General features: G+C 49.1%; 21 protein-coding genes and 1 pseudogene. 11 read left to right on the forward strand and 11 right to left on the reverse strand.

Features of this window, described 5'->3' with window-relative positions; all coding sequences use genetic code 11:
- Positions 1-57: 57 nt before the first annotated feature.
- Positions 58-1,146 (reverse strand): phosphotransferase enzyme family protein, encoded by a 1,089-nt coding sequence (locus BFO_RS13740; RefSeq protein WP_014226391.1) that lies wholly within the window; start codon positions 1,144-1,146, stop codon positions 58-60.
- 78 nt (positions 1,147-1,224) lie between these two features.
- Complete coding sequence (locus BFO_RS13745; protein WP_041590973.1) at positions 1,225-1,479, reverse strand: type B 50S ribosomal protein L31; 255 nt, start codon at positions 1,477-1,479, stop codon at positions 1,225-1,227.
- Between the two features lie 223 nt (positions 1,480-1,702).
- Between BFO_RS13745 and BFO_RS13750 the strand changes: the two genes are divergently transcribed.
- From BFO_RS13750 to BFO_RS13775, 7 genes and pseudogenes are all read left to right on the forward strand, one after another.
- A complete protein-coding gene (locus BFO_RS13750) occupies positions 1,703-2,698 on the forward strand; it encodes a class II fructose-bisphosphate aldolase (protein ID WP_041590974.1) in 996 nt (331 codons plus the stop codon).
- Positions 2,699-2,891: 193 nt separating this feature from the next.
- Entirely contained in the window at positions 2,892-4,262 is a 1,371-nt protein-coding gene (gene radA, locus BFO_RS13755; protein WP_014226394.1) for a DNA repair protein RadA, read from the forward strand.
- A 65-nt stretch (positions 4,263-4,327) separates the two neighbouring features.
- A complete protein-coding gene (locus BFO_RS13760; RefSeq protein WP_041590975.1) occupies positions 4,328-4,624 on the forward strand; it encodes a nucleotidyltransferase family protein in 297 nt (98 codons plus the stop codon).
- Positions 4,608-4,952 carry a HepT-like ribonuclease domain-containing protein gene (locus tag BFO_RS13765; RefSeq protein ID WP_014226396.1) on the forward strand — a complete coding sequence of 115 codons (345 nt, stop codon included), beginning with the start codon at positions 4,608-4,610 and terminating at the stop codon, positions 4,950-4,952. Before BFO_RS13760 ends, BFO_RS13765 begins: the two co-directional genes overlap by 17 nt.
- 28 nt (positions 4,953-4,980) lie before the next feature.
- A pseudogene (locus BFO_RS16330) lies at positions 4,981-5,139 on the forward strand (DNA repair protein RadA); the annotation flags it as partial.
- Between the two features lie 108 nt (positions 5,140-5,247).
- Complete coding sequence (locus BFO_RS13770) at positions 5,248-6,387, forward strand: hypothetical protein (RefSeq protein ID WP_014226398.1); 1,140 nt, start codon at positions 5,248-5,250, stop codon at positions 6,385-6,387.
- A gap of 85 nt (positions 6,388-6,472) precedes the next feature.
- Positions 6,473-8,059 carry an NAD(P)/FAD-dependent oxidoreductase gene (locus BFO_RS13775; protein WP_014226399.1) on the forward strand — a complete coding sequence of 529 codons (1,587 nt, stop codon included), beginning with the start codon at positions 6,473-6,475 and terminating at the stop codon, positions 8,057-8,059.
- Here the strand turns inward: BFO_RS13775 and BFO_RS15765 are convergent.
- From BFO_RS15765 to fabD, 7 genes are all read right to left on the reverse strand, one after another.
- Complete coding sequence (locus BFO_RS15765) at positions 8,050-8,235, reverse strand: hypothetical protein (protein ID WP_141729020.1); 186 nt, start codon at positions 8,233-8,235, stop codon at positions 8,050-8,052. The two genes, BFO_RS13775 and BFO_RS15765, sit on opposite strands and share 10 nt — an antisense overlap.
- Positions 8,236-8,255: 20 nt before the next feature.
- Positions 8,256-8,504 (reverse strand): hypothetical protein, encoded by a 249-nt coding sequence (locus BFO_RS13780; RefSeq protein ID WP_014226401.1) that lies wholly within the window; start codon positions 8,502-8,504, stop codon positions 8,256-8,258.
- Between the two features lie 421 nt (positions 8,505-8,925).
- Positions 8,926-9,504 carry a sugar O-acetyltransferase gene (locus BFO_RS13785; RefSeq protein WP_014226402.1) on the reverse strand — a complete coding sequence of 193 codons (579 nt, stop codon included), beginning with the start codon at positions 9,502-9,504 and terminating at the stop codon, positions 8,926-8,928.
- Positions 9,494-10,684 (reverse strand): class I SAM-dependent rRNA methyltransferase, encoded by a 1,191-nt coding sequence (locus BFO_RS13790; RefSeq protein WP_014226403.1) that lies wholly within the window; start codon positions 10,682-10,684, stop codon positions 9,494-9,496. Before BFO_RS13790 ends, BFO_RS13785 begins: the two co-directional genes overlap by 11 nt.
- Positions 10,681-11,277, reverse strand: coding sequence for a 3'-5' exonuclease (locus BFO_RS13795; protein WP_014226404.1), 597 nt, complete (start codon positions 11,275-11,277; stop codon positions 10,681-10,683). Before BFO_RS13795 ends, BFO_RS13790 begins: the two co-directional genes overlap by 4 nt.
- Positions 11,274-11,813: a DUF5063 domain-containing protein gene (locus BFO_RS13800; protein ID WP_014226405.1), complete on the reverse strand. Its 540-nt coding sequence runs from the start codon at positions 11,811-11,813 to the stop codon at positions 11,274-11,276. The genes BFO_RS13795 and BFO_RS13800 overlap by 4 nt, the downstream gene beginning before the upstream one ends.
- Before the next feature lie 4 nt (positions 11,814-11,817).
- Positions 11,818-12,699 carry an ACP S-malonyltransferase gene (gene fabD / locus BFO_RS13805; RefSeq protein ID WP_014226406.1) on the reverse strand — a complete coding sequence of 294 codons (882 nt, stop codon included), beginning with the start codon at positions 12,697-12,699 and terminating at the stop codon, positions 11,818-11,820.
- A 130-nt stretch (positions 12,700-12,829) separates the two neighbouring features.
- Here fabD and BFO_RS13810 point away from each other — a divergent pair, with 130 nt between their 5' ends.
- From BFO_RS13810 to dnaB, 4 genes are all read left to right on the forward strand, one after another.
- Entirely contained in the window at positions 12,830-13,027 is a 198-nt protein-coding gene (locus BFO_RS13810; RefSeq protein WP_014226407.1) for a Sec-independent protein translocase subunit TatA/TatB, read from the forward strand.
- A gap of 15 nt (positions 13,028-13,042) precedes the next feature.
- Entirely contained in the window at positions 13,043-13,894 is an 852-nt protein-coding gene (gene tatC / locus BFO_RS13815) for a twin-arginine translocase subunit TatC (protein WP_014226408.1), read from the forward strand.
- 193 nt (positions 13,895-14,087) lie between these two features.
- Positions 14,088-16,325, forward strand: a complete 2,238-nt coding sequence (locus BFO_RS13820) for a transglycosylase domain-containing protein (RefSeq protein ID WP_140230647.1) — start codon at positions 14,088-14,090, stop codon at positions 16,323-16,325.
- A gap of 96 nt (positions 16,326-16,421) precedes the next feature.
- Positions 16,422-17,957 (forward strand): replicative DNA helicase, encoded by a 1,536-nt coding sequence (gene dnaB, locus BFO_RS13825; protein WP_014226410.1) that lies wholly within the window; start codon positions 16,422-16,424, stop codon positions 17,955-17,957.
- 18 nt (positions 17,958-17,975) lie between these two features.
- Here the strand turns inward: dnaB and BFO_RS13830 are convergent, their stop codons facing one another.
- Together BFO_RS13830 and ettA are read right to left on the reverse strand one after the other, a co-directional pair.
- Positions 17,976-18,620, reverse strand: coding sequence for a 3-keto-disaccharide hydrolase (locus tag BFO_RS13830; protein WP_041590976.1), 645 nt, complete (start codon positions 18,618-18,620; stop codon positions 17,976-17,978).
- A gap of 39 nt (positions 18,621-18,659) precedes the next feature.
- Entirely contained in the window at positions 18,660-20,345 is a 1,686-nt protein-coding gene (gene ettA, locus BFO_RS13835; RefSeq protein WP_014226412.1) for an energy-dependent translational throttle protein EttA, read from the reverse strand.
- Positions 20,346-20,479: the final 134 nt, after the last annotated feature.

Below are 20,479 nucleotides of genomic sequence, written 5' to 3' on the forward strand. Positions count from 1 at the left end.
CGAAGCAGTTCGCTCGTTATGACATACTGCCGAGTCTGTATAATGTTCTGCGGCTGGCTACAGCCATTCTTTCATAAACGCATTCATCTCCTCGGCATGCGCCTCAAGACTTTGCAACAATTTAAACTGAGCGCGTGTACGAATCAAGTTATGCTTCGGCTTGTGCGTTTTATAATACGTGTCGCCATTAAGGTAATCGGTCAGGAAACGTACCGTCTGCATATACGTCAACAGACGTCCTCCGTAAGGAAGCAAACCGATTTCGAGCGGCGTAAGGAAAGATTTCGCCTTTTCCATGTATCCGCGCGTATATGCTTTGAAGATCTCCATGTTTACCTCCACACGATCAAGCTGCTCATCATCTTCGGCTCCCGTATTGGCTCCGGTACGGATAAAATCGCCGATGTCGGACAAGACAAACCCCGGCATTACGGTATCCAAATCAATCACACATAACACCTTCCCATCTTCGTCGAACAAGATATTGTTGACTTTCGTATCGCAATGATTCGTACGTTTTTTCAGTTTGCCTTCACGATACAGTTCTTCCTGAACGCACATTTCCTCGGCACGCTTCTCAATTTCATCAATGAGGTCTTTCACCTCATCCGCACGTCCGGCTGCATTCGCCTGAACCGCTTCGTGAAATTGCTGCAACCGGAATTCCATATTATGAAAGTTCGGGATTGTTTCGCCCAATGCTCCTTCGGGCAAATCGGACAACATCGATTGAAAATCGCCAAAAGCGCGTCCGGCTTCATAAGAAGAAGAAGGATTCACTTCTTCCAAACTTCGACTTCGAGGAATCATCAGGCAAACGCGCCAATAACTTTCGCCATCGAAATAATACCGTTTCCCGTCATCGGCCGGAAGGAAAGTCAGCACCTTACGATCGATGTCCTCCTCTCCGCGTTCCTGCAATTTCGCGCGGATATGCGATGTAACCGTATGAATATTATTTTGGAGCATCTCCACATTGGTGAAGATGTGATGATTAATACGTTGTAAAACATAACCGGGCATACCGGATGCGACAGTTACTTTCAACGTATCGTTGATATGTCCGTTACCGAGAGGTTCGACAGACAGAATCTTTTCTTTAATACCAAATCGACTGAGGATTTGTAGATATTTTTCGTTTGTCATGGCTCTGAATCATGCTTATGCAGACCCAAAAAAGGACGCTCCTTCGGCGTCCTCTTCTCGATCGTACATGTTTTACATTTACTTTTTGTTCCGGTTGCCGTAACGGCTCATAAACTTGTCCACACGACCGGCCGTATCCACCAATTTCGCCTTACCCGTATAGAACGGATGCGAACTGCTGGAGATTTCCAGTTTAACCAGCGGGTAAGTAACCCCGTCAATCTCTATCGTCTCTCTCGTGTTGATCGTAGAACGTGTGATAAACACTTCTTCGTTCGACATGTCTTTGAAAGCAACCTGACGGTAATTTTCCGGATGAAGTTCCTTTTTCATTATTCTTCTATTTTTTATTGTTATGATTTCACTTCCAAAATATGGGGTGCAAAAGTATTCATAATTGTTTAAACAAGCAAGAAAAAAACGGTAAAATTCTAATTCATAGCATTGCCCCGTATGATTTATACACACAGCCATAAAAAAAATGACGTGCATGAATTCATTCCTAATTTTTTTCGTACCTTTGAACCTGATTTTTTCACCTATAACACAAGAAACAATGATAAATTACAAAGACTTAGGCTTGGTGAACACGCGTGAAATGTTCAAAAAAGCAATCCATGGGGGCTATGCTATTCCGGCCTTCAATTTTAACAACATGGAACAGATGCAAGCCATTATTCAGGCTGCAGTAGAAACAAAATCGCCGGTGATTTTACAAGTTTCGAGCGGGGCGCGAAAGTACGCTAACCAAACGATTCTGCGTTACATGGCCGAAGGAGCCGTTGCTTATGCCAAAGAACTCGGATGCCCGAATCCGCAAATTGTTCTCCATCTCGATCATGGTGATACTTTCGAACTATGTAAAAGTTGCATTGACATGGGATTCTCTTCCGTCATGATCGACGGTTCGCATCTTCCGTATGACGAGAATGTTGCACTGACTAAGCAAGTCGTTGAATATGCTCATCAGCACGATGTGACAGTAGAGGGCGAATTAGGTGTTTTAGCAGGTGTTGAAGATGATGTCGCAGCAGAACATCATACCTACACGAGGCCGGAAGAAGTCGTTGACTTCGTAACGAAAACCGGCTGTGATTCACTGGCAATCTCGATTGGTACCTCGCACGGCGCCAATAAGTTCAAGCCCGAACAATGCAAACGTGATGCAAACGGACGCCTTGTACCTCCACCTTTGGCTTTCGATATCTTAGAAGCAGTAGAAAAAGAATTACCGGGCTTCCCGATTGTACTCCACGGCTCGTCGTCCGTACCGCAGGAAGATGTAGACACCATCAACAAATACGGCGGTGCCTTGAAAGATGCGATCGGCATTCCGGAAGAACAGTTGCGTAAAGCTGCCAAATCGGCCGTTTGCAAGATCAACATCGACTCCGACAGCCGCTTAGCCATGACAGCAGCCATTCGCAAAGTGTTTGCCGAGAAACCGGCCGAATTTGATCCGCGTAAGTATTTAGGTCCGGCACGCGATGCAGCCAAGGCCCTTTACATCCACAAGATTAAAAATGTATTAGGGTCGGACAACAAGCTTTAATCGATACGATAGCATAAGCGCAAAAAGGGGCTGCCTGAAGAAAAACGGACCGTCCTTTTTTGTGCTGTCATTTTAGTCCCCCTCTCCTACCTCCTTTCAATTCACCACCCTGATCCTTGTATATTCCACTCCACGAAAAGGGAACAACATATCCGATATTTTTCTTACCTTTACCTCTTCAAAAAAATAATGTATGGCTAAAGTTAAATCGGTATATATCTGTTCCGACTGCGGTGCCGAATCGCCCAAGTGGGTCGGCAAATGTCCGTCGTGCGGCGCGTGGAACACCTATGTAGAAGAACTTGTAAAGAAAGAACCTGCTGCATGGCGGTCTGTTCCGGGAATCGTACATGAAGGCATGAAGCCCCGGCTGCTGCGCGACGTCACGGCAAAAGAAGAAACACGTATCGATATGCACGATGCGGAGTTGAACCGTGTGTTAGGCGGCGGGTTAGTCAAAGGTTCGCTGGTACTTGTCGGGGGAGAGCCGGGCATCGGAAAATCTACGCTGGTATTGCAAACCGTTTTGCAGATGAAAGATTTGCATACGCTCTACGTTTCGGGCGAAGAGAGCGCTCAACAGTTAAAGATGCGTGCCGACCGTCTGGCCGGAAAAGACACCAATATGGGCAATTGCCATGTGTATTGCGAAACGAATCTCGAACAGGTTTTCGTACAGGCGCAGAACCTCCAACCCGATCTCTTGATCATCGATTCCATCCAGACGATGTTTACCGACCGGGCCGAATCGTCGCCGGGCAGCATCACTCAGGTGCGCGAGTGCAGCGCAGCCGTGCTGAAGTTTGCCAAAGAGACGGGAACGCCCGTGCTGATGATCGGACATATCAATAAGGAAGGCAGCATAGCCGGGCCGAAGGTACTCGAACACATTGTCGATACGGTGTTGCAGTTCGAGGGCGACCAGCATTACATGTATCGCATCCTGCGGAGCATCAAGAACCGTTTCGGAAGCACTTCCGAGTTAGGCATCTATGAGATGCGGCAGAGCGGATTGCGGCAGGTCGAGAATCCCTCCGAACTGCTTCTGACCGAAGGTCACGAGGGGCTTAGCGGCGTAGCCATCGCGGCAGCAATGGAGGGCGCCCGTCCCTTCCTGATCGAGACGCAGTCGCTCGTCAGCAGCGCTGTATACGGGACGCCTCAGCGCAGTGCGACGGGGTTCGACCTCCGGCGGATGAATATGTTACTGGCCGTGCTGGAAAAACGCGCCGGCTTCAAACTCGTGCAGAAAGACGTTTTCCTGAACATCGCAGGAGGGCTGCGTGTAAGCGATCCGGCCATCGACCTGCCGGTGATCAGCGCCGTATTGTCGTCGAGTTTGGACATCCCGATCGATCGCAGCACGTGTATGGCGGGCGAAGTGGGGCTCTCGGGCGAGATACGCCCGGTCAACCGTATCGAACAGCGCATTCAGGAAGCCGGGAAGCTCGGATTCACCCGCATGATCGTTCCGCAGATGAAAGGACTGGAAGCGTTGGAAAGCAAAATGAAAATCTTTCAGGTCAGAAAAGTAGAAGAAGCCTTCCGGGAGTTATTCGGATAAGGATGATTTTAACAGGCGAATTAAACACATTATCTTTGTATCCGCATAACAATGACAGAAAAGATATGGACAAATTGATGATTGATAAATTATCCGATTTTTTCCGGACACAACCGGTAGATAAAGCATGGATTTTTGGATCTTATTCGCGCAACGAAGAAGAAGAAGGAAGTGATATCGATGTGCTTGTTCGTTTTTTGAAAGGAATAAGAATAACCTTATTCTCCTATGCCTCTATGCAATATAAGATGGAACGGTTACTGAATAAAAAGATAGACTTGGTCGAAGAAGGACAACTGAAAGACTTCGCCGAAGATAGTGTCAATGCCGATAAAATACTGATATATGAGAGAAAAAAATAAAGATAAAGCACGTTTGTTGCACATCATTGAAGCGATTGATAATATTTTCGAGTTTACGAATAACAAAACATTTGAAACATACAGGCAAAATAAAATGTTGCGTTTTGCTATCATTAAGAATCTGGAAATTATAGGCGAGGCAGCCTACTTGCTGACGAATGAGTTTAAAAAAGAATATTCGGAGATAGAATGGCATGCTCTCATAGGGATGCGACATGTATTAGTTCACGGCTATTATCAAATCCGGGATGAGATCGTATGGGCTACCATAGAAACCGATTTACCCCCTTTGAGAGAAAAAGTTCAACTGATTCTAAAAACATTATAAAGAATGCTGTGTTGTCGTCAAGCTATGCCCTGTCAACCGTATCGAACAACGCATTCAGGAGGCAGGGAAGCTCGGATTCACACGCATGATCGTTCCGCAGATGAAAGGGCTGGAAGCGTTGGAAAGCAAGATGAAAATCTTTCAGGTCAGAAAAGTAGAAGAAGCCTTCCGGCAGCTATTCGGATAAGGATGATTTTAACAGGCAATACAGATAGCGGAAGTTTTTTGATCTACTGCTGCAAGATTGCGAATAATCGATATATTTTCGCCTGTAATTGCATACAAAACGAAGCATATGACCAATCGTATTTTGTTTTACCTCTGTGGATGGTTCCTTGGTTGGGGAGGCTTCTGTTCGTGTCAGCATCCTGACGGAGTTGATCCTGATGGTCGTGTGGGGCAACTTGTTGCAGACGCAGGCATAACAGACCGACAACTGATAAAAGCAAATGAGTTTAATGCAGCGCTGACGGCCGGAGGAAAAAAACAAGCCAGCGTATATGTCTATCATCGGCATACGATCGTACGTTATCCCGGAGAAAAAGGTGCTCGAAAATTAGCGGCGCGGATCGTATTGATGGGGTACACCGATGTATTATTGTCCGTTCATCCTCAAAATGGGAAATCTTTTGCAGAGTTGGCTAACAAGGCATGGATACGAATTTTCAACAGTTATTTAAACAGCCATAATGTACGTGTACATGCTCTAATGTTTAGCGAAGCGTCTCAGTTCGATAGAGCGAAGAACAAAGAAATCTATATCCATGCATCCGTTATTCAGCAATACAATCGCACAGTGCATGCGAATGAACGCTTCGCAGGAGCTTCGGCCGATTGGGAGCCTCATTCGCTTAAACCGAACAGTACATTGTCTTCGGAGGCAAATCTGCTTATGCTCGACCGATGGAATAATGATCGGTATGGTAAACATGCGGCAAATGATCGTTTATTAAAACGAACGCTTGAAATGTTAGCTTTGGCGAAATTTTATTTAGACGAAATTGGCCGTGTGTATCATTTACCGGAGCTTTCTCTGAATGAAGCAATCAACTATTCTTTTCAGGAACGACAAAACAAGGGCCAGTTGAGCTTTGGCGATATAAGCCGGTTTATAACGGACGGCCACTGCAAGGATGTAAATGTGATGGCATATAATCATAATAAGGAAGAAGTTTGGCGTCGAGCACAAAGCAACCTTGCCGCCGCGGATAAAGGAGGTCATACGAATAGTGTTTATATCTGTATTAAAACACGGTTGGGAGACGATGAATCCGATGCTACGTCGCTTAAGCCGCAAGGATGGGATTATCTGATTGAAACATTCAATTACTTGCACAAACAAGCTGCCGGATATGCCTCTATGAAAGGAATCGCGGTCTACGATTACAGCGATACGGAGCAAATGTGGCTGCAACAATCATCTGTCGCTTTTTAATACAGTCATGAAGCGTTGTTTTGCAGAAACCTCATAAAAGCATATAGCGCCTCTCATCTATTTCAATAAATAATTCGTTTTAATTATGATCAAAGAACTGTCATTACGTATATTACCCGAAGAAGCGGCGAACGAAGCATCGTTGCGCAGAGTCGTTTGCCGCGAAACGGGCGAGAAACCCGAAACCGTATGTGCCGTGCGCGTACTGAAACGCTCGATCGATGCGCGACAGCATACGGTCTGGGTCAATGTAACGGTGCGCACCTTCATCGATGAAGAACCGGCAGAGGCCGAATTTACGCCTGTCGAATACCGCGACGTATCGACGGCCAAACCCGTCGTTGTCGTCGGAGCCGGGCCGGGCGGACTGTTCGCGGCCTTGCGATTGATCGAACTGGGGTTGCGCCCCATCGTCATCGAACGCGGAAAAGACGTGCGGCGGCGCAAGATAGACATCGCCCGGATCAGTCGTGAACACACGGTCGACCCCGAATCGAACTACTGCTTCGGCGAAGGCGGCGCCGGCGCCTACTCCGACGGCAAACTCTATACCCGAAGCAAGAAACGCGGCTCAGTCGATCGCATCCTCCGCATTTTCTGCCAGCATGGCGCCAGCACAGCCATCCTCTCGGATGCTCATCCCCATATCGGGACGGATAAACTCCCGCGCGTCATCGAAAATATGCGCGAGCAGATTTTGCGTTGCGGCGGAGAGGTGCATTTCGAGACTTGCATGGAGGCTCTCCTCTTACAAGCGGACGAAGTGAAAGGGATACGAACGCGTGACGGACGCGAGTTTCACGGCCCCGTAATCCTTGCCACCGGACACTCGGCACGCGACGTTTATCGTTACCTCGCAGCACGGAACATCCCCATCGAAGCCAAAGGAATTGCCGTCGGCGTGCGGCTCGAACATCCGCAGCAACTGATCGACCGCATCCGTTACCATCGCAAAGACGGACGCGGAAAATATTTGCCCGCCGCCGAATACAGCTTCGTGACGCAAGCCGCCGGACGAGGCGTATACTCCTTCTGCATGTGCCCCGGAGGATTCGTCGTGCCGTCGGCCACCTCGCCCGACGAGGTCGTCGTCAACGGCATGTCGCCCTCCAACCGCGGATCGCGATGGGCCAACGCCGGATGGGTCGTCGAAATCAGACCCGAAGACCTGCCCGACTGCCTCTGCCAAGGCATGCCCGAAGGAGATGCCTCCCTCCCACCCGTTTTATCCGTCATGGACTTTCAGGAACGCCTCGAACGCCTCTGCCGCCTGAACGGCGGGATGACCCAAACGGCTCCCGCCCAGCGCATGGCCGACTTTGTACAGAAAAAGAACTCGTCGCACCTGCCCGTTTCGTCCTATACACCGGGATTGCTTGCCTCGCCGCTTCATTTCTGGATGCCGGAGTTCATCACGACGCGTCTACGCGAGGGATTCCGCCATTCCGACCGCGTGTCGCACGGTTTTCTCACCAACGAAGCCGTACTGATCGGGGTCGAAACGCGCACCTCCTCGCCCGTGCGTATCCTGCGAAACAGAGACACCTTGCAGCACGTCACGCTTCAAGGCCTCTTCCCTTGCGGCGAAGGAGCCGGTTATGCCGGAGGAATCATATCGGCAGCCATCGACGGCGAACGCTGCGCCGAACAAGTGGCCGAGGCTTATGGCTGAGGCCCTTCTTCTTTCTTCTTCCGCGTACCCAGATCAACGATAATGCGCGCGTTCCGATAGTCCGTCTCGAATCGTGTACCCGAAAACAGACTCATTAAACTGTCTAATTTGTAAACGCAGCGACGCAAATCGCGCAAAAGCTCCGAAAGACTTTGGTTATGTCCCTTCCGCTCCACAATTAAATCGCGTGGACGCGTTATATACGCGCATCGTAAGCATCGATCAAACGCTTGCATTCGGCCAAAACCTCCTCCGTAATGCCATAATCGGCCAAATCACTCTTGATCGCCTCCATACGCGTATACATATCCTTCGCCTTGGCCAGCGAAACCGTGTCCGGCATGTTCGATAACGCACCTTTACTCGTTCGCAAATGGTCATGTAACTCCTGATTATCATGATCCAATGCATAAACAGACGCCCGTTTACCCAAATCCGTCACCATCGAAAAAAGTCTCGAAGCGGCCTCAGCCTTGTCAGCCGTTGCTCCCGTCGTAACAATCAGGCTTTCCCCGCCCGCTTGCTGAACTTTGCCTAAAAGATCACCAAAAAGAATACGTTCCTTTACAAAACGTGTATTACTCTACCATACGGTTTCGTGTGCAACCAATACACCCTCTACACTCCTACGCATCGATACGTAATTTTCATTTTTCGTTGTCATAACTCCCTTCATTTAAACTTTATATACAACGATCCGGGAATAAAAAAATTTAACAAAACTCACTCTTTTTATCTTTCTTACACAACAAGATTTGATTCTATCCCTGTCAGAACGATAAAACGCCCTGCCCAAAGAGAAAAATGCCATGGCAGAACGAAAAAACGCTCCGTCAGAGGCAAAAAAAGCCTTCCACCTTCTCTTTTTACGTCAGCCGACGGATAACACGGCAGGGATTGCCGACGGCCAATGAGTCGTCAGGGATATCTTGTGTTACGACGCTGCCGGCACCGATCACGCAACGGTCGCCAATCGTAACGCCGGGACAAATCACGGTGCTGCCGCCGATCCAGCAGTCAGCCCCGACGGTAACGGGATAAGCATACTCCCTCCCCTCGCGCCGCAGGCGATAATCGAGCGGATGATGCGGCGTATAAATCTGCACGTTGGGAGCAATCAGCGTATGTGCGCCGATGCGGATATAGGCGCCGTCGAGAAACGTACAGTTGGCATTGATAAAAACGTGCTCGCCGAGGATGATGCCGTGTCCGTGATCGCAATGAAACGGTGGGCAGATGACGGTCGAGGCAGGGATACCGGGGATCAACGCTTCGAGCACGGCTCGGTACCCGTCGTCGTAAGTCGACATCATACGCAGCTTTGCCAGCAGCTGCTTGGCATGCTTGAAACCGGCCTGCATGCCCGCATCCGAAAAATCCGGCCATTCGCCGTTGCGCATCTTCCGGATTTCGGCATTCGTCAGCGCCTGCTCTTTACTCCACATGCAGCACCAATCCTTTCAGATACTCCCCTTCGGGATGATAGATATTGACCGGATGATCGGCCGGCTGAGTCAACTGATGCAGAATCCGCACATGGCGTCCCGATTGCGCCGCCGCACTGAACACGGCCAGCCGGAAATCGTTGCGGCTGACCACCTGCGAGCAGGAGAAAGTAAACAAAAGGCCGTTGGGACGAATCTTTTCAAACGCAAGCGCGTTGAGTTTGCGATACCCCTGCAAGGCATTGCGAAGCACGTCGCGATGCTTGGCAAATGCGGGCGGATCGAGGATGATCAGATCATACGAGTCGCCCGCCCGGTCGAGATAATCGAACGCATCTTCGGCAAACGCTTCGTGACGCGGATCGTCCGGAAAGTTCAACGTCACGTTCTCTTTCGTCAGCGATATGGCCTTGGCCGAGCTGTCGACCGAATGCACGACCCGTGCGCCTCCCTGCATGGCGTATGCTGAAAATCCGCCCGTATAACAAAACATATTCAGCACCGAGCGTTCCCGCGCATACTGTTCAACCAGCCGGCGGTTCTCGCGCTGATCGATAAAAAAGCCTGTCTTCTGCCCCTTCTCCCAGTCCACGCGAAACTTCAGCCCGTTCTCGACGGCGATATGCGCTTCCGTCCGATGCCCGCCGTACAGATATCCGTCCATCGAATCGAGACCGGCTTTATAAGGCAACGTCCCTTCCGACTTGTAATAAATATGATGAATCACCTCGCCGAGCACTTCACGCAGCGCCTCGGCGATCTCCTTTCGCAGATGATGCATCCCCACGGAATGTGCCTGCATCACCGCCGTGTCGCCATATATATCGATCACGAGGCCGGGCAGACGGTCGCCCTCTCCGTAAACGAGACGATACGTGTTGTTGTCGGCGCGGCCTGCCAGCCCGAGCATCCGACGCACCCGACAGGCCGTCCGTATCCGTTCCGTCCAAAACGCATGATCAATCGACACCGGCTCGAGCGAGAGCAAACGCACGGCAATGCTTCCGATCTGATAGTGTCCGATACCGAGGAAAGACCGCCCGGCACTGTACACTTCGACCAAGTCGCCTTCACTCGGTTTCCCTTCGATATGAGCAATGGCACCGGAGAAAATCCACGGATGAAAACGCAGCACCGATTCCTCCTTCTTCGGCTTAAGATAGATTTTACAGTATGTCATGATTCTTCGGATTTCAACAGTTGATAGATGCGCAGACAAGCCCACGCGTCAAGCGCGGCGTAATTCTGCTGGGCGTCCGTCAGAATATCGGCATCCCAATTCGTAAGACGTGTACGTTTCGAGATTTTTTTCCCGAACAGAATCGCGTAGATTTTTTGCAGGCTCGCCTCTTCGATGCCATACGAAGGCATGATTTTCTGCAAGTCGATAAAGCCCGCCGGTCTGAGGTCTTTGACGCGCTCGCGCATCATGTGGAAGTCGTCCGGTAACGACAACCCGATTTTCGTAATCCGTTCGTCTTTCAAAAACGCAATCAATGGTTCAGGGATGCCTCCCAGATGATTAAGCCTGAAAAGATAGCAGACATTTTCGGTCGAGAGTTGCATAAGTGCGACTTTGTGATGCTGATTTTTTTTGAAGCTCGGGCGTGTTTCCGTATCAAATCCCACACAACGGCTTGCCGACAGGATACGAACAGCCTGCCCGACCTCCTCAGGGCGATCTACCACGACGATATGCCCCGGAAACGACTCCACAGGCAACGTCACAATTTCTTCTTTCGTAATTTTCGAAAGGTTCGGAGTATACGTCATACCGTCTGTTCTGTCAGGTACATATCTTCGTTATACCGCACGGCATGGAGCGCCTTCAAGGCGTTGAGGAGCGATTGTCCCCAGTACATCCGGAAATTCTCCGTGCAGAGTGCCAGCGACAGACGCATCGTTTCTTCATAGCCCTGCCGGAAGAGCGAAACGAAGTTACCGAGGTCCTGATACATGTCGGACAGGTTCTCAGAAATAAACGCTGCAACAGGCGTATCGCTGTATTGCATGTCGGGCGCAAAAGTCTCCAGATACGTATCGTATTCGCCCAGCAGCGCAGCGAGGCGATCGCGGAGGGCATGATACGTCTCTTCTGTGACGAAGTGCAAGACTTCGGCATCGTCATCCGCCTCCGTATCGGGCAGCAGCGTAGCTTTCAGATAAAGTAGAGGGAGCAGTTTGGTCGCCTTGTCGACAAAGGCCGGCAAGTCATGCCCGACGGATTCCATCCACGAGCAAAACTCGAACGCCACGGTAACAAATTCCAGCGTATTCTTGTCGTAAACCGGGTTGCTTCCCTTCTCCATCGGATTATTGTTTTCCTTCGGTTGCAACGTTGCCGCTTATTTTCTTGATCAGTCCCTGCAACACGTTACCTGGCCCCAGTTCGACGAAACGCGTAGCGCCGTCGGCCACCATGTTTTGCACGGTCTGTGTCCAGCGCACGGGCGAGGTAAGTTGAGCGACAAGGTTTTTGCGGATCACGTCCGGATCGGTTTGCGGACGGGCGTCCACATTCTGATAGACCGGGCAAACAGGCTTGCTGAATGCGGTTGATTCAATCGCCTCGGCCAGCTCGGCACGTGCCGGCTCCATCAGCGGCGAGTGGAATGCTCCGCCTACCTTCAGCTTGAGCACACGTTTCGCGCCGGCAGCCGTTAACTTCTCGCATGCCGCATCAATACCGGCCATGCTCCCGGAAATCACGATCTGCCCCGGGCAGTTATAATTGGCGCAGACCACGACTTCACCCGTAATCTCAGCGCATATTTTTTCGACGATCTCATCCGGCAGTCCAATCACGGCAGCCATCGTCGACGGCGTCAGCTCACACGCCTTCTGCATGGCTTGCGCCCGTTCTGAAACCAGTTTCAGACCATCTTCAAACGACAATGCCTGCGCTGCTACGAGTGCAGAGAACTCACCTAAGGAATGTCCGGCCGTCATATCGGGTTGAAAGTCGGCTCCCAACGTGCGGGCCAAAATAACCGAATGCAGAAAAACAGCCGGTTGAGTAACTTTCGTCTGTTTCAAATCCTCATCCGTTCCGGCAAACATCAGATCTGTAATACGGAACCCGAGAATGGCATTCGCCTGTTCAAAAAGTTCTTTAGCAAGAGGGTTCTGATCATACAGATCTTTTCCCATTCCAACGAATTGTGCCCCTTGTCCGGGGAATACGTACGCATTCATAACAAATTCTTCTCTTTTATTTTTAGATGCTGCAAAAGTAATAAATTTAGTAAAAAGGATCGTCGAATCATTTTCAAATTGTATCTTTGCCTTCCGGACAAAACGAATTATTAATTTTATTTATTTACATATGAACCTGTTATTGTTTTTGGGAAATTTAGGTACCGGTGAAATCATCATTATTGCCATCATCGTTTTATTACTCTTCGGTGGGAAAAAGATTCCCGAACTGATGAAAGGGTTGGGCAAAGGCATTCGGAACTTCAAAGACGGAGTCAAAGGTATTGAAGACGATATCAATTTGAACGACACGGACACGACAAAATAAAAGCACGCAATAAACATGTCACAGCTAAATGACGAAATGTCTTTCTGGGATCACCTGGAAGCACTTCGGTGGACTCTGTTTCGCTGCATTTTGGCTCTTTTTGTTTTTACGATTGCTTCTTTCTCCGTGATGCGTTATCTATTCGATCATGTTATCATGGCTCCTTGTTACGGCGATTTTGCCACCTACCGGCTGATGTGTAAGGTGACGTCGAGCGTATCGTTCCTGCCGGACTTTTGTGATTCGGCTTTTAAGGTAAACATCGTCAACATCAAACTGGCTACGCAGTTTTTCACGCACATGTCTTCTTCTTTCTGGCTGGCATTGCTTCTGACGTTTCCTTATTTAGTGTATGAGGTCTGGAAGTTTATTCGTCCTGCGCTCTACGAGAATGAGATGAAAAGTGTTCGGTGGGTTTTTTCGTTCGGGACTCTGATGTTTTTTATCGGATGCAGCGTAGGGTATTTTATCGTGTTCCCGATGACGCTGCGCTTTTTGGCAACTTATGAGTTGAGTACGGCTATCACGGAGCAGGTTTCGCTCGAATCGTATATGGACAATTTTCTGATGATGATCTTCATCATGGGCCTTGTTTTTGAGATGCCGTTGCTGTCGTGGCTGCTTTCGCAAATAGGCATTTTGAACCGCTCGTTCTTCCGTACCTATCGGCGTTATGCCATCGTGGGTTTATTGGTGGCGGCAGCGTTTATTACTCCCAGTGGTGATCCGTTCACCCTGTCGCTTGTCTTCTTTCCCTTGTACAGCTTGTATGAGTTGAGCGCTTTCTTTGTCAAAAAAGCTCCGGAAGAAGCGGGAGATGATTCGGATGAGCTGCTGTCGGCAATACCTGCCGAAAAAGATTTGTAATGCAATGACAAAAGAGAAAATCAAAACGATCCTGCCCAAAGCGATTGCCGGCTATCGCAAAACATCGGCATGGATAAGTCGCAAACTGCATTTGACGCCGAAGCGACGCAACTATCTGATCACCACACTCTGGTCGCTGACAGGGGTGTTTATTTTTGTAAGTGTCCTTGTCTTTATAACCATCGGAAAAGGAATGATCGGTTATGTTCCTCCTATCGAACAGTTGGAAAACCCGATCGACCGTTATGCGACACAGGTCATCTCGTCCGACGGTAAGATGCTGGGCAGCTACTCGTACGGCAAGGATAATCGCATCTATGTCAGCTATAACGATTTGTCTCCCGAACTCGTCAAGGCATTGATTGCGACGGAAGATGTTCGTTTTACGAAGCATTGTGGCATTGATGTACGCGGTCTGTTTCGCGCCGTTGTCAAACGTGGCTTGCTGATGCAAAAAAGCGGCGGCGGCGGCAGTACGATCACTCAGCAGTTAGCCAAACAACTGTTTTCTCCTCGTGTGGAAAATCTAAGCGAACGTTTGTTGCAAAAACCGATCGAATGGGTGATTGCCGTACGTTTGGAGCGTTACTATACAAAGGAAGAAATCATCAATATGTATCTGAACAAGTTCGATTTTCTTCACAATGCCGTAGGCATTCAGTCCGCTGCCCGTGTTTATTTCGGACAGACACCGAAAACCTTGAAAGTGGAAGAAGCAGCTACCCTTGTGGGGATGTGCAAAAACCCCTCGTACTACAATCCGGTTCGTCATAAGGAGCGTACGCGCAATCGCCGCAATACGGTGCTCCGTCAGATGAAAAAGGCCGGATACCTTGATGCGGCTGCATACGATTCGTTATGCGCTATCCCCCTCGAACTGCATTTCACACGGATGGATCATAGCGAAGGGCCAGCACGCTATTTTCGTGAATATCTCCGTCTGATGCTTACGGCAAAAAAACCGATACGAAGCGATTATGCGGCATGGCAATCACAAAAATTTTCGGACGATTCGCTGGCATGGGAAACCAACCCGTTGTATGGCTGGTGCAATAAAAACAGAAAAGCCAACGGTGAACCGTATAATATCTATACCGACGGATTGAAAGTCTATACGACGATCGATTCGCACATGCAGCAATATGCCGAGGAAGTCGTGGTCGAACATTTGAGCCAGACCTTGCAGCCGGCCTTTTTCAAAGAAAAGAAAGGACGTGATTATGCACCTTTTTCTCAACGTGTTTCCAAAGAACAGCGGGAAGAAATGCTGACGCGCGCCATGGTGCAAAGCGATCGCTACCGTACAATGAAAAACGCCGGTAAGTCGGACCATGAGATTAAGAAGAGTTTTGAAACACCGGTCGATATGCAAGTCTTCAGTTGGTCGGGAACGATCGACACCACCCTGACTCCGATGGATTCGATACGTTATTACAAAAGTTTTCTGCGTACAGCCTTTATGGCTATGGACCCGCGAACCGGATATGTAAAAGCTTACGTAGGCGGGATCGACTACAATTACTTTAAATACGACATGATTTCGACCGGCAGACGTCAGATCGGGTCGACCATGAAGCCTTTCCTGTATTCACTGGCCGTCATCGAAGGAGTTGATCCTTGCGATAAAATGCGACATGTTCAACAGATACTCGTCGATGAAAACGGTAAGGAATGGGCTCCTAAAAATACGGGAGCCAAACATATCGGTGAAGAAGTGACCATTCAATGGGGGTTACAAAACTCATCGAACTGGGTAACAGCATATCTGATGAAACAACTGTCTCCTTACATGCTGGTACGACTGTTGCGTTCGTACGGCATGAAAGGACATATCGACCCGGTCGTTTCGATGTGTTTGGGTACACCCGATATTTCCGTCAGCGAAATGGTAAGCGGATACAGCGTTTTTCCGAACAAGGGGATTCGCGTCGAACCGCTTTACGTGACCCGTATCGAAGATTCGTACGGCAATACGATCGCTTCGTTCTCGGCACAAGTCAACGAAGTACTGTCCGAAGAAGCCTCGTACAAGATGATCGGTATGTTGCGTAGCGTAGTAGATGGCGGTACGGGAAGCCGGTTGCGCTTCCGATATGGTATACGTGCCCCCATGGGTGGCAAAACCGGCACGACACAGAACAACTCCGACGGCTGGTTTATGGGATTTACCCCCAGCCTCGTAGCCGGATGCTGGGTGGGCGGTGAAGACCGTTCGATCCACTTCGACAGGATGAGTGAGGGACAAGGCGCTTCGATGGCCTTACCTGTTTTTGCTTTGTTCATGCAGAAGGTGTATGCCGATAAAACATTGGGATATTCGGAAACGGAAAACTTTGATGTACCGTCGCAATATGCCGTATCGTGCGGTTCTTCAAAAGATAACAAGAGTCAGGAAAACGAGGCAACCGGATTCGACGACTTTTTTAACTGATCGATGTTAATAACCTTGTTATAAATTCTCTTTTTTCAGGGCCTCCGTCTGCCTGAAAACTTGTATTTTTGAGGCCCGAATTATCAAAAACAAGACATGGCAGAAGGACAAAAGAAAAATGCGACACGGAAGAAACCCGCCGTCGTACAAGTCTCCGATGTGGGAAGATTACAGCCGCAGGCTCGCGATCTTGAAGCGGCTATCCTTGGAGCGTTGATGCTTGAAAAGGAGGCATTCTTCAAAGTAAACGAGACACTTAAACCCGAGAGTTTTTATGAAAAAGCCCACGAGCTGATTTATCAGGCGATTTTAGATTTAGCCGCCCGTCAGCAACCCATCGATATGCTAACCGTTGTGGAACAGTTGAAAAAAAACGGCGATCTGGAAACGGTCGGAGGACCGCTCTACATCTCGCGCTTAACCGAAAACATAGCCAGTACGGTGCATCTGGAATACCATGCGCAGATCGTCGCACAGAAATATTTAGCACGTGAACTGATCCGCTATACCGGTATGATTCAAGGGAAAGCATTCGATGAGACGGTCGAGATCAAAGAATTGATGCAGGAGGCGGAAGGTGAACTTTTCAGAATCTCCCAACAAAATATCAAGAATGAAGCGACGCAAATCGATCCGGTGATCAAACAAGCCCGCGAGTTATTAGAAAAAGCAGCCAACCGGGAAGAAAATCTGAGCGGTTTGGCAAGTGGTTTTACATACTTGGATAAAATCACATCGGGCTGGCAAAACTCCGACCTAGTGATTATTGCCGCTCGTCCGGCGATGGGTAAAACGGCTTTTGTGCTTTCAATGGCCAAAAACATGGCGCTCAATTTCAACATTCCCGTTGCAATGTTTTCGCTCGAAATGAGCAATGTGCAACTTGTGAACCGTCTGATCGTAAACGTATGTGAATTATCCGGCGAGAAAATCAAAAGCGGGCGATTGGAAAAGTACGAATGGGAACAGCTCGAATATAAAATCAAAGATTTATACGGTGCCCCGATTTATGTGGATGACACCCCCAGCCTTTCCATTTTCGAACTACGTACCAAAGCGCGACGTTTAGTACGTGAACATGGGATTCAATGTATCTTCATCGATTACCTGCAGCTGATGAACGCCAGCGGTATGAACTTCGGCAGCCGTGAGCAGGAAGTGAGCACCATCTCCCGGTCATTGAAAGGGCTGGCCAAGGAACTCAAGATTCCGATCATTGCCTTGTCGCAATTAAACCGTGGGGTCGAATCGCGTCAGGGAATCGAAGGAAAACGCCCGCAATTAGCCGACTTGCGTGAGTCGGGAGCCATCGAACAAGATGCCGATATGGTATGCTTCATCCACCGTCCGGAATATTACAAAATCTTTGAAGACGAAAAAGGAAACGACCTGCGCGGTCTGGCCGAAATCATCATCGCAAAGCACCGTAATGGCGCCACAGGCGATGTCCGTCTGCGTTTCAAAAGCGAATTTGCGAAGTTTATGAATCTGGACGAAGATCTGGCTGCAAAGGAATATGCGTCGAGCATGAACCAGATCGATCATACGGGAGAGAAAAAAGATATCTCTCCGTATAGACCGAATGTCGAAGACTTTCTTTCCGTGCCGTCGGAGAGTCCCTATCCCTTCTGACCGGAGTGAGGCTAAGTCTCAACCGGCCGGAGTTACCTTCACGGTACGGAACTGGATCAGGCCGCCTTCGCTTTGCAGACCGAGATAGCCTTCTTTCACATTACTCGTTCCGGTGTTCTGCAACAGATCGTTAATGTACACTTTGATAACACCATTTTTAACATCGATTTTGGCTCTGTTCCATTCTCCGACAGGTTTTTCGTTCGAGTCGGCACGTTTTTTAACGACCGGAAATTTCGGACGTTCTTCACCTGCCGGTTGTTTATACTCTGCAAGATCAGCGCCTTCGAGCAGAATAAAGTCACCGGCATCACCGGCATGCAACTGGCATTCGATACCGTTCGGGAACGGAGTCTTCGGATCACTGATCATCAGGAAAATTCCGCTGTTCGAAGGCTTATCAACCCACGCCCATTCGACCTCTAACGTAAAGTCGGCATACTTCTTTTTCGTGTACATATAGCCGAACGGGTTACCTTGAATAAGGATGACACCATCCTGCACGGAAAACACGTCTTCGGCCGGTGTATTTCCGTCAGCTACTACAAAGTTCCAATTCGACAAGTCACTGCCGTTGAACAAAATTTCCGTTTGTGCATGGCTGCTTCCTGCGGTCATACACGTCGCCACGATCACGGACAGCAAAAAATTTTTACGTTTCATGATAGAATAAATATAAAATAGAGATGATACGATCACAGATTATTTGACTAACTGCCTGTATCTAATTCGCTTAGGTTCGGTAAAGCCGACCTGCCTGCGCTTGTATTCTTCGTAATCCGAATAACTGCCTTCGTAAAAGACGACTTCCGAGTTCCCCTCAAACGAAAGAATATGGGTGCAGATACGGTCGAGAAACCAACGGTCGTGCGAGATGACAACAGCGCAGCCGGCAAAGTTCTCCAAGCCTTCTTCCAACGCGCGGAGCGTATTCACATCGATATCGTTCGTCGGCTCGTCAAGCAGCAGCACATTGGCTTCGGCTTTCAGAGCAAGCGCCAGATGCAATCGGTTGCGTTCGCCTCCCGACAGCACGCCGCACAACTTCTCCTGATCGGCTCCGGCGAAATTGAATCGGGAAAGGTAAGCCCTCGAATTGATTTCTTTTCCGCCGACACGTATAAAATCATTTCCGCCCGAGACCACCTGATACACAGATTTATTCGAGTCAATATCCTTGTGCGTCTGATCGACGTATCCGACTTTGACCGTCTCGCCGACTTCAAACTCGCCCTTATCGATGGTTTCCTGCCCCATAATCATCTTAAAAAGAGTCGTCTTTCCGGCACCATTCGGTCCGATGACTCCCACGATACCGTTAGGCGGCAGCATGAAGTTGAGACTGTCGAACAGTAATTTATCTCCGAATGCTTTGGCAACATCATGCGCTTCGATCACCTTATTACCCAAACGAGGACCGTTCGGAATAAATATTTCGAGCTTCGTTTCACGCTCCTTCTGGTCTTCGTTTAGCAACGATTCATAGGAGTTCAGACGCGCTTTCCCTTTTGCCTGACGGGCCTTCGGCGCCATGCGTATCCATTCCAGCTCGCGTTCAAGCGTCTTCCGGCGTTTGCTCGCTTGCTTTTCCTCCTGCGCCATACGTTGTGTCTTCTGATCGAGCCACGACGAGTAGTTGCCTTTCCACGGAATTCCTTCCCCCCGGTCAAGTTCGAGAATCCAGCCGGCCACATGGTCGAGGAAATAACGGTCGTGTGTGATGCAAATCACCGTGCCCGCGTATTGTTGCAGGTGCTGTTCGAGCCAGTCGATCGATTCGGCGTCGAGGTGGTTCGTCGGCTCGTCGAGCAGAAGCACGTCCGGCTGTTGTAACAGCAGACGGCACAACGCCACACGGCGGCGCTCACCTCCTGACAACGTATCGACAACCTGATTTTCAGGCGGGCAGCGAAGGGCGTCCATCGCACGTTCGAGTTTGCTGTCGAGGTTCCATGCGTCCATCGCATCGATCTTATCCTGAAGCTCCGCCTGACGGTTCATCAGCGCCTCCATCTTATCCGGATTTTCAAGCACCTCCGGATCCCCGAATTTTTCATTTACCTCTTCAAACTCTTTCAGCAAGTCGACCGTTTCCCGTACCCCTTCCTGCACAATTTCTTTGACGGTCTTACCGGCTTCAAGATGTGGGTCCTGCTCCAGATAACCGACTGTATAACCGGGCGAAAAAACGACCTCGCCCAAAAAGTCCTTATCAAGCCCGGCAATAATTTTCAACAATGTCGACTTTCCGGAACCGTTCAAACCGATTATCCCGATTTTGGCTCCGTAAAAAAACGAAAGGTAAATGTTCTTCAGCACTTGTTTTTGCGGCGGAAAAATTTTGCTTACTCCCACCATCGAAAAAATAATTTTCTTGTCGTCAGCCATATTTTTAGCAGTATTGTTTTATGATAGGGCAAAGATAAAAAAAGTTTCCGAATAAGCTGAAAACCCACAAATGCGGCAAGTATAGAAAGATGTTTCATATCATTTTTGAAATCCGAGGAAGAATGATAACATAT

Source organism: Tannerella forsythia 92A2 (genome assembly GCF_000238215.1).
In the GTDB taxonomy this organism is placed as follows: Bacteria; Bacteroidota; Bacteroidia; order Bacteroidales; family Tannerellaceae; genus Tannerella; species Tannerella forsythia.

Bases quoted from the DNA above. Each gene is read 5' to 3' on its own strand.
- dnaB (WP_014226410.1), top strand. From the start codon at position 16,422: ATGGCAGAAGGACAAAAGAAAAATGCGACACGGAAGAAACCCGCCGTC.
- BFO_RS13750 (WP_041590974.1), top strand. From the start codon at position 1,703: ATGATAAATTACAAAGACTTAGGCTTGGTGAACACGCGTGAAATGTTC.
- ettA (WP_014226412.1), bottom strand. From the start codon at position 20,345: ATGGCTGACGACAAGAAAATTATTTTTTCGATGGTGGGAGTAAGCAAA.
- BFO_RS13820 (WP_140230647.1), top strand. From the start codon at position 14,088: ATGATCGGTTATGTTCCTCCTATCGAACAGTTGGAAAACCCGATCGAC.
- tatC (WP_014226408.1), top strand. From the start codon at position 13,043: ATGTCACAGCTAAATGACGAAATGTCTTTCTGGGATCACCTGGAAGCA.
- BFO_RS13740 (WP_014226391.1), bottom strand. From the start codon at position 1,146: ATGACAAACGAAAAATATCTACAAATCCTCAGTCGATTTGGTATTAAA.
- BFO_RS13775 (WP_014226399.1), top strand. From the start codon at position 6,473: ATGATCAAAGAACTGTCATTACGTATATTACCCGAAGAAGCGGCGAAC.
- BFO_RS13810 (WP_014226407.1), top strand. From the start codon at position 12,830: ATGAACCTGTTATTGTTTTTGGGAAATTTAGGTACCGGTGAAATCATC.
- BFO_RS13780 (WP_014226401.1), bottom strand. From the start codon at position 8,504: ATGGTGACGGATTTGGGTAAACGGGCGTCTGTTTATGCATTGGATCAT.
- BFO_RS13770 (WP_014226398.1), top strand. From the start codon at position 5,248: ATGACCAATCGTATTTTGTTTTACCTCTGTGGATGGTTCCTTGGTTGG.
- BFO_RS13790 (WP_014226403.1), bottom strand. From the start codon at position 10,684: ATGACATACTGTAAAATCTATCTTAAGCCGAAGAAGGAGGAATCGGTG.
- BFO_RS13795 (WP_014226404.1), bottom strand. From the start codon at position 11,277: ATGACGTATACTCCGAACCTTTCGAAAATTACGAAAGAAGAAATTGTG.
- fabD (WP_014226406.1), bottom strand. From the start codon at position 12,699: ATGAATGCGTACGTATTCCCCGGACAAGGGGCACAATTCGTTGGAATG.
- BFO_RS13785 (WP_014226402.1), bottom strand. From the start codon at position 9,504: ATGTGGAGTAAAGAGCAGGCGCTGACGAATGCCGAAATCCGGAAGATG.
- BFO_RS13745 (WP_041590973.1), bottom strand. From the start codon at position 1,479: ATGAAAAAGGAACTTCATCCGGAAAATTACCGTCAGGTTGCTTTCAAA.
- BFO_RS13760 (WP_041590975.1), top strand. From the start codon at position 4,328: ATGGACAAATTGATGATTGATAAATTATCCGATTTTTTCCGGACACAA.
- radA (WP_014226394.1), top strand. From the start codon at position 2,892: ATGGCTAAAGTTAAATCGGTATATATCTGTTCCGACTGCGGTGCCGAA.
- BFO_RS13800 (WP_014226405.1), bottom strand. From the start codon at position 11,813: ATGGAGAAGGGAAGCAACCCGGTTTACGACAAGAATACGCTGGAATTT.
- BFO_RS13830 (WP_041590976.1), bottom strand. From the start codon at position 18,620: ATGAAACGTAAAAATTTTTTGCTGTCCGTGATCGTGGCGACGTGTATG.
- BFO_RS13765 (WP_014226396.1), top strand. From the start codon at position 4,608: ATGAGAGAAAAAAATAAAGATAAAGCACGTTTGTTGCACATCATTGAA.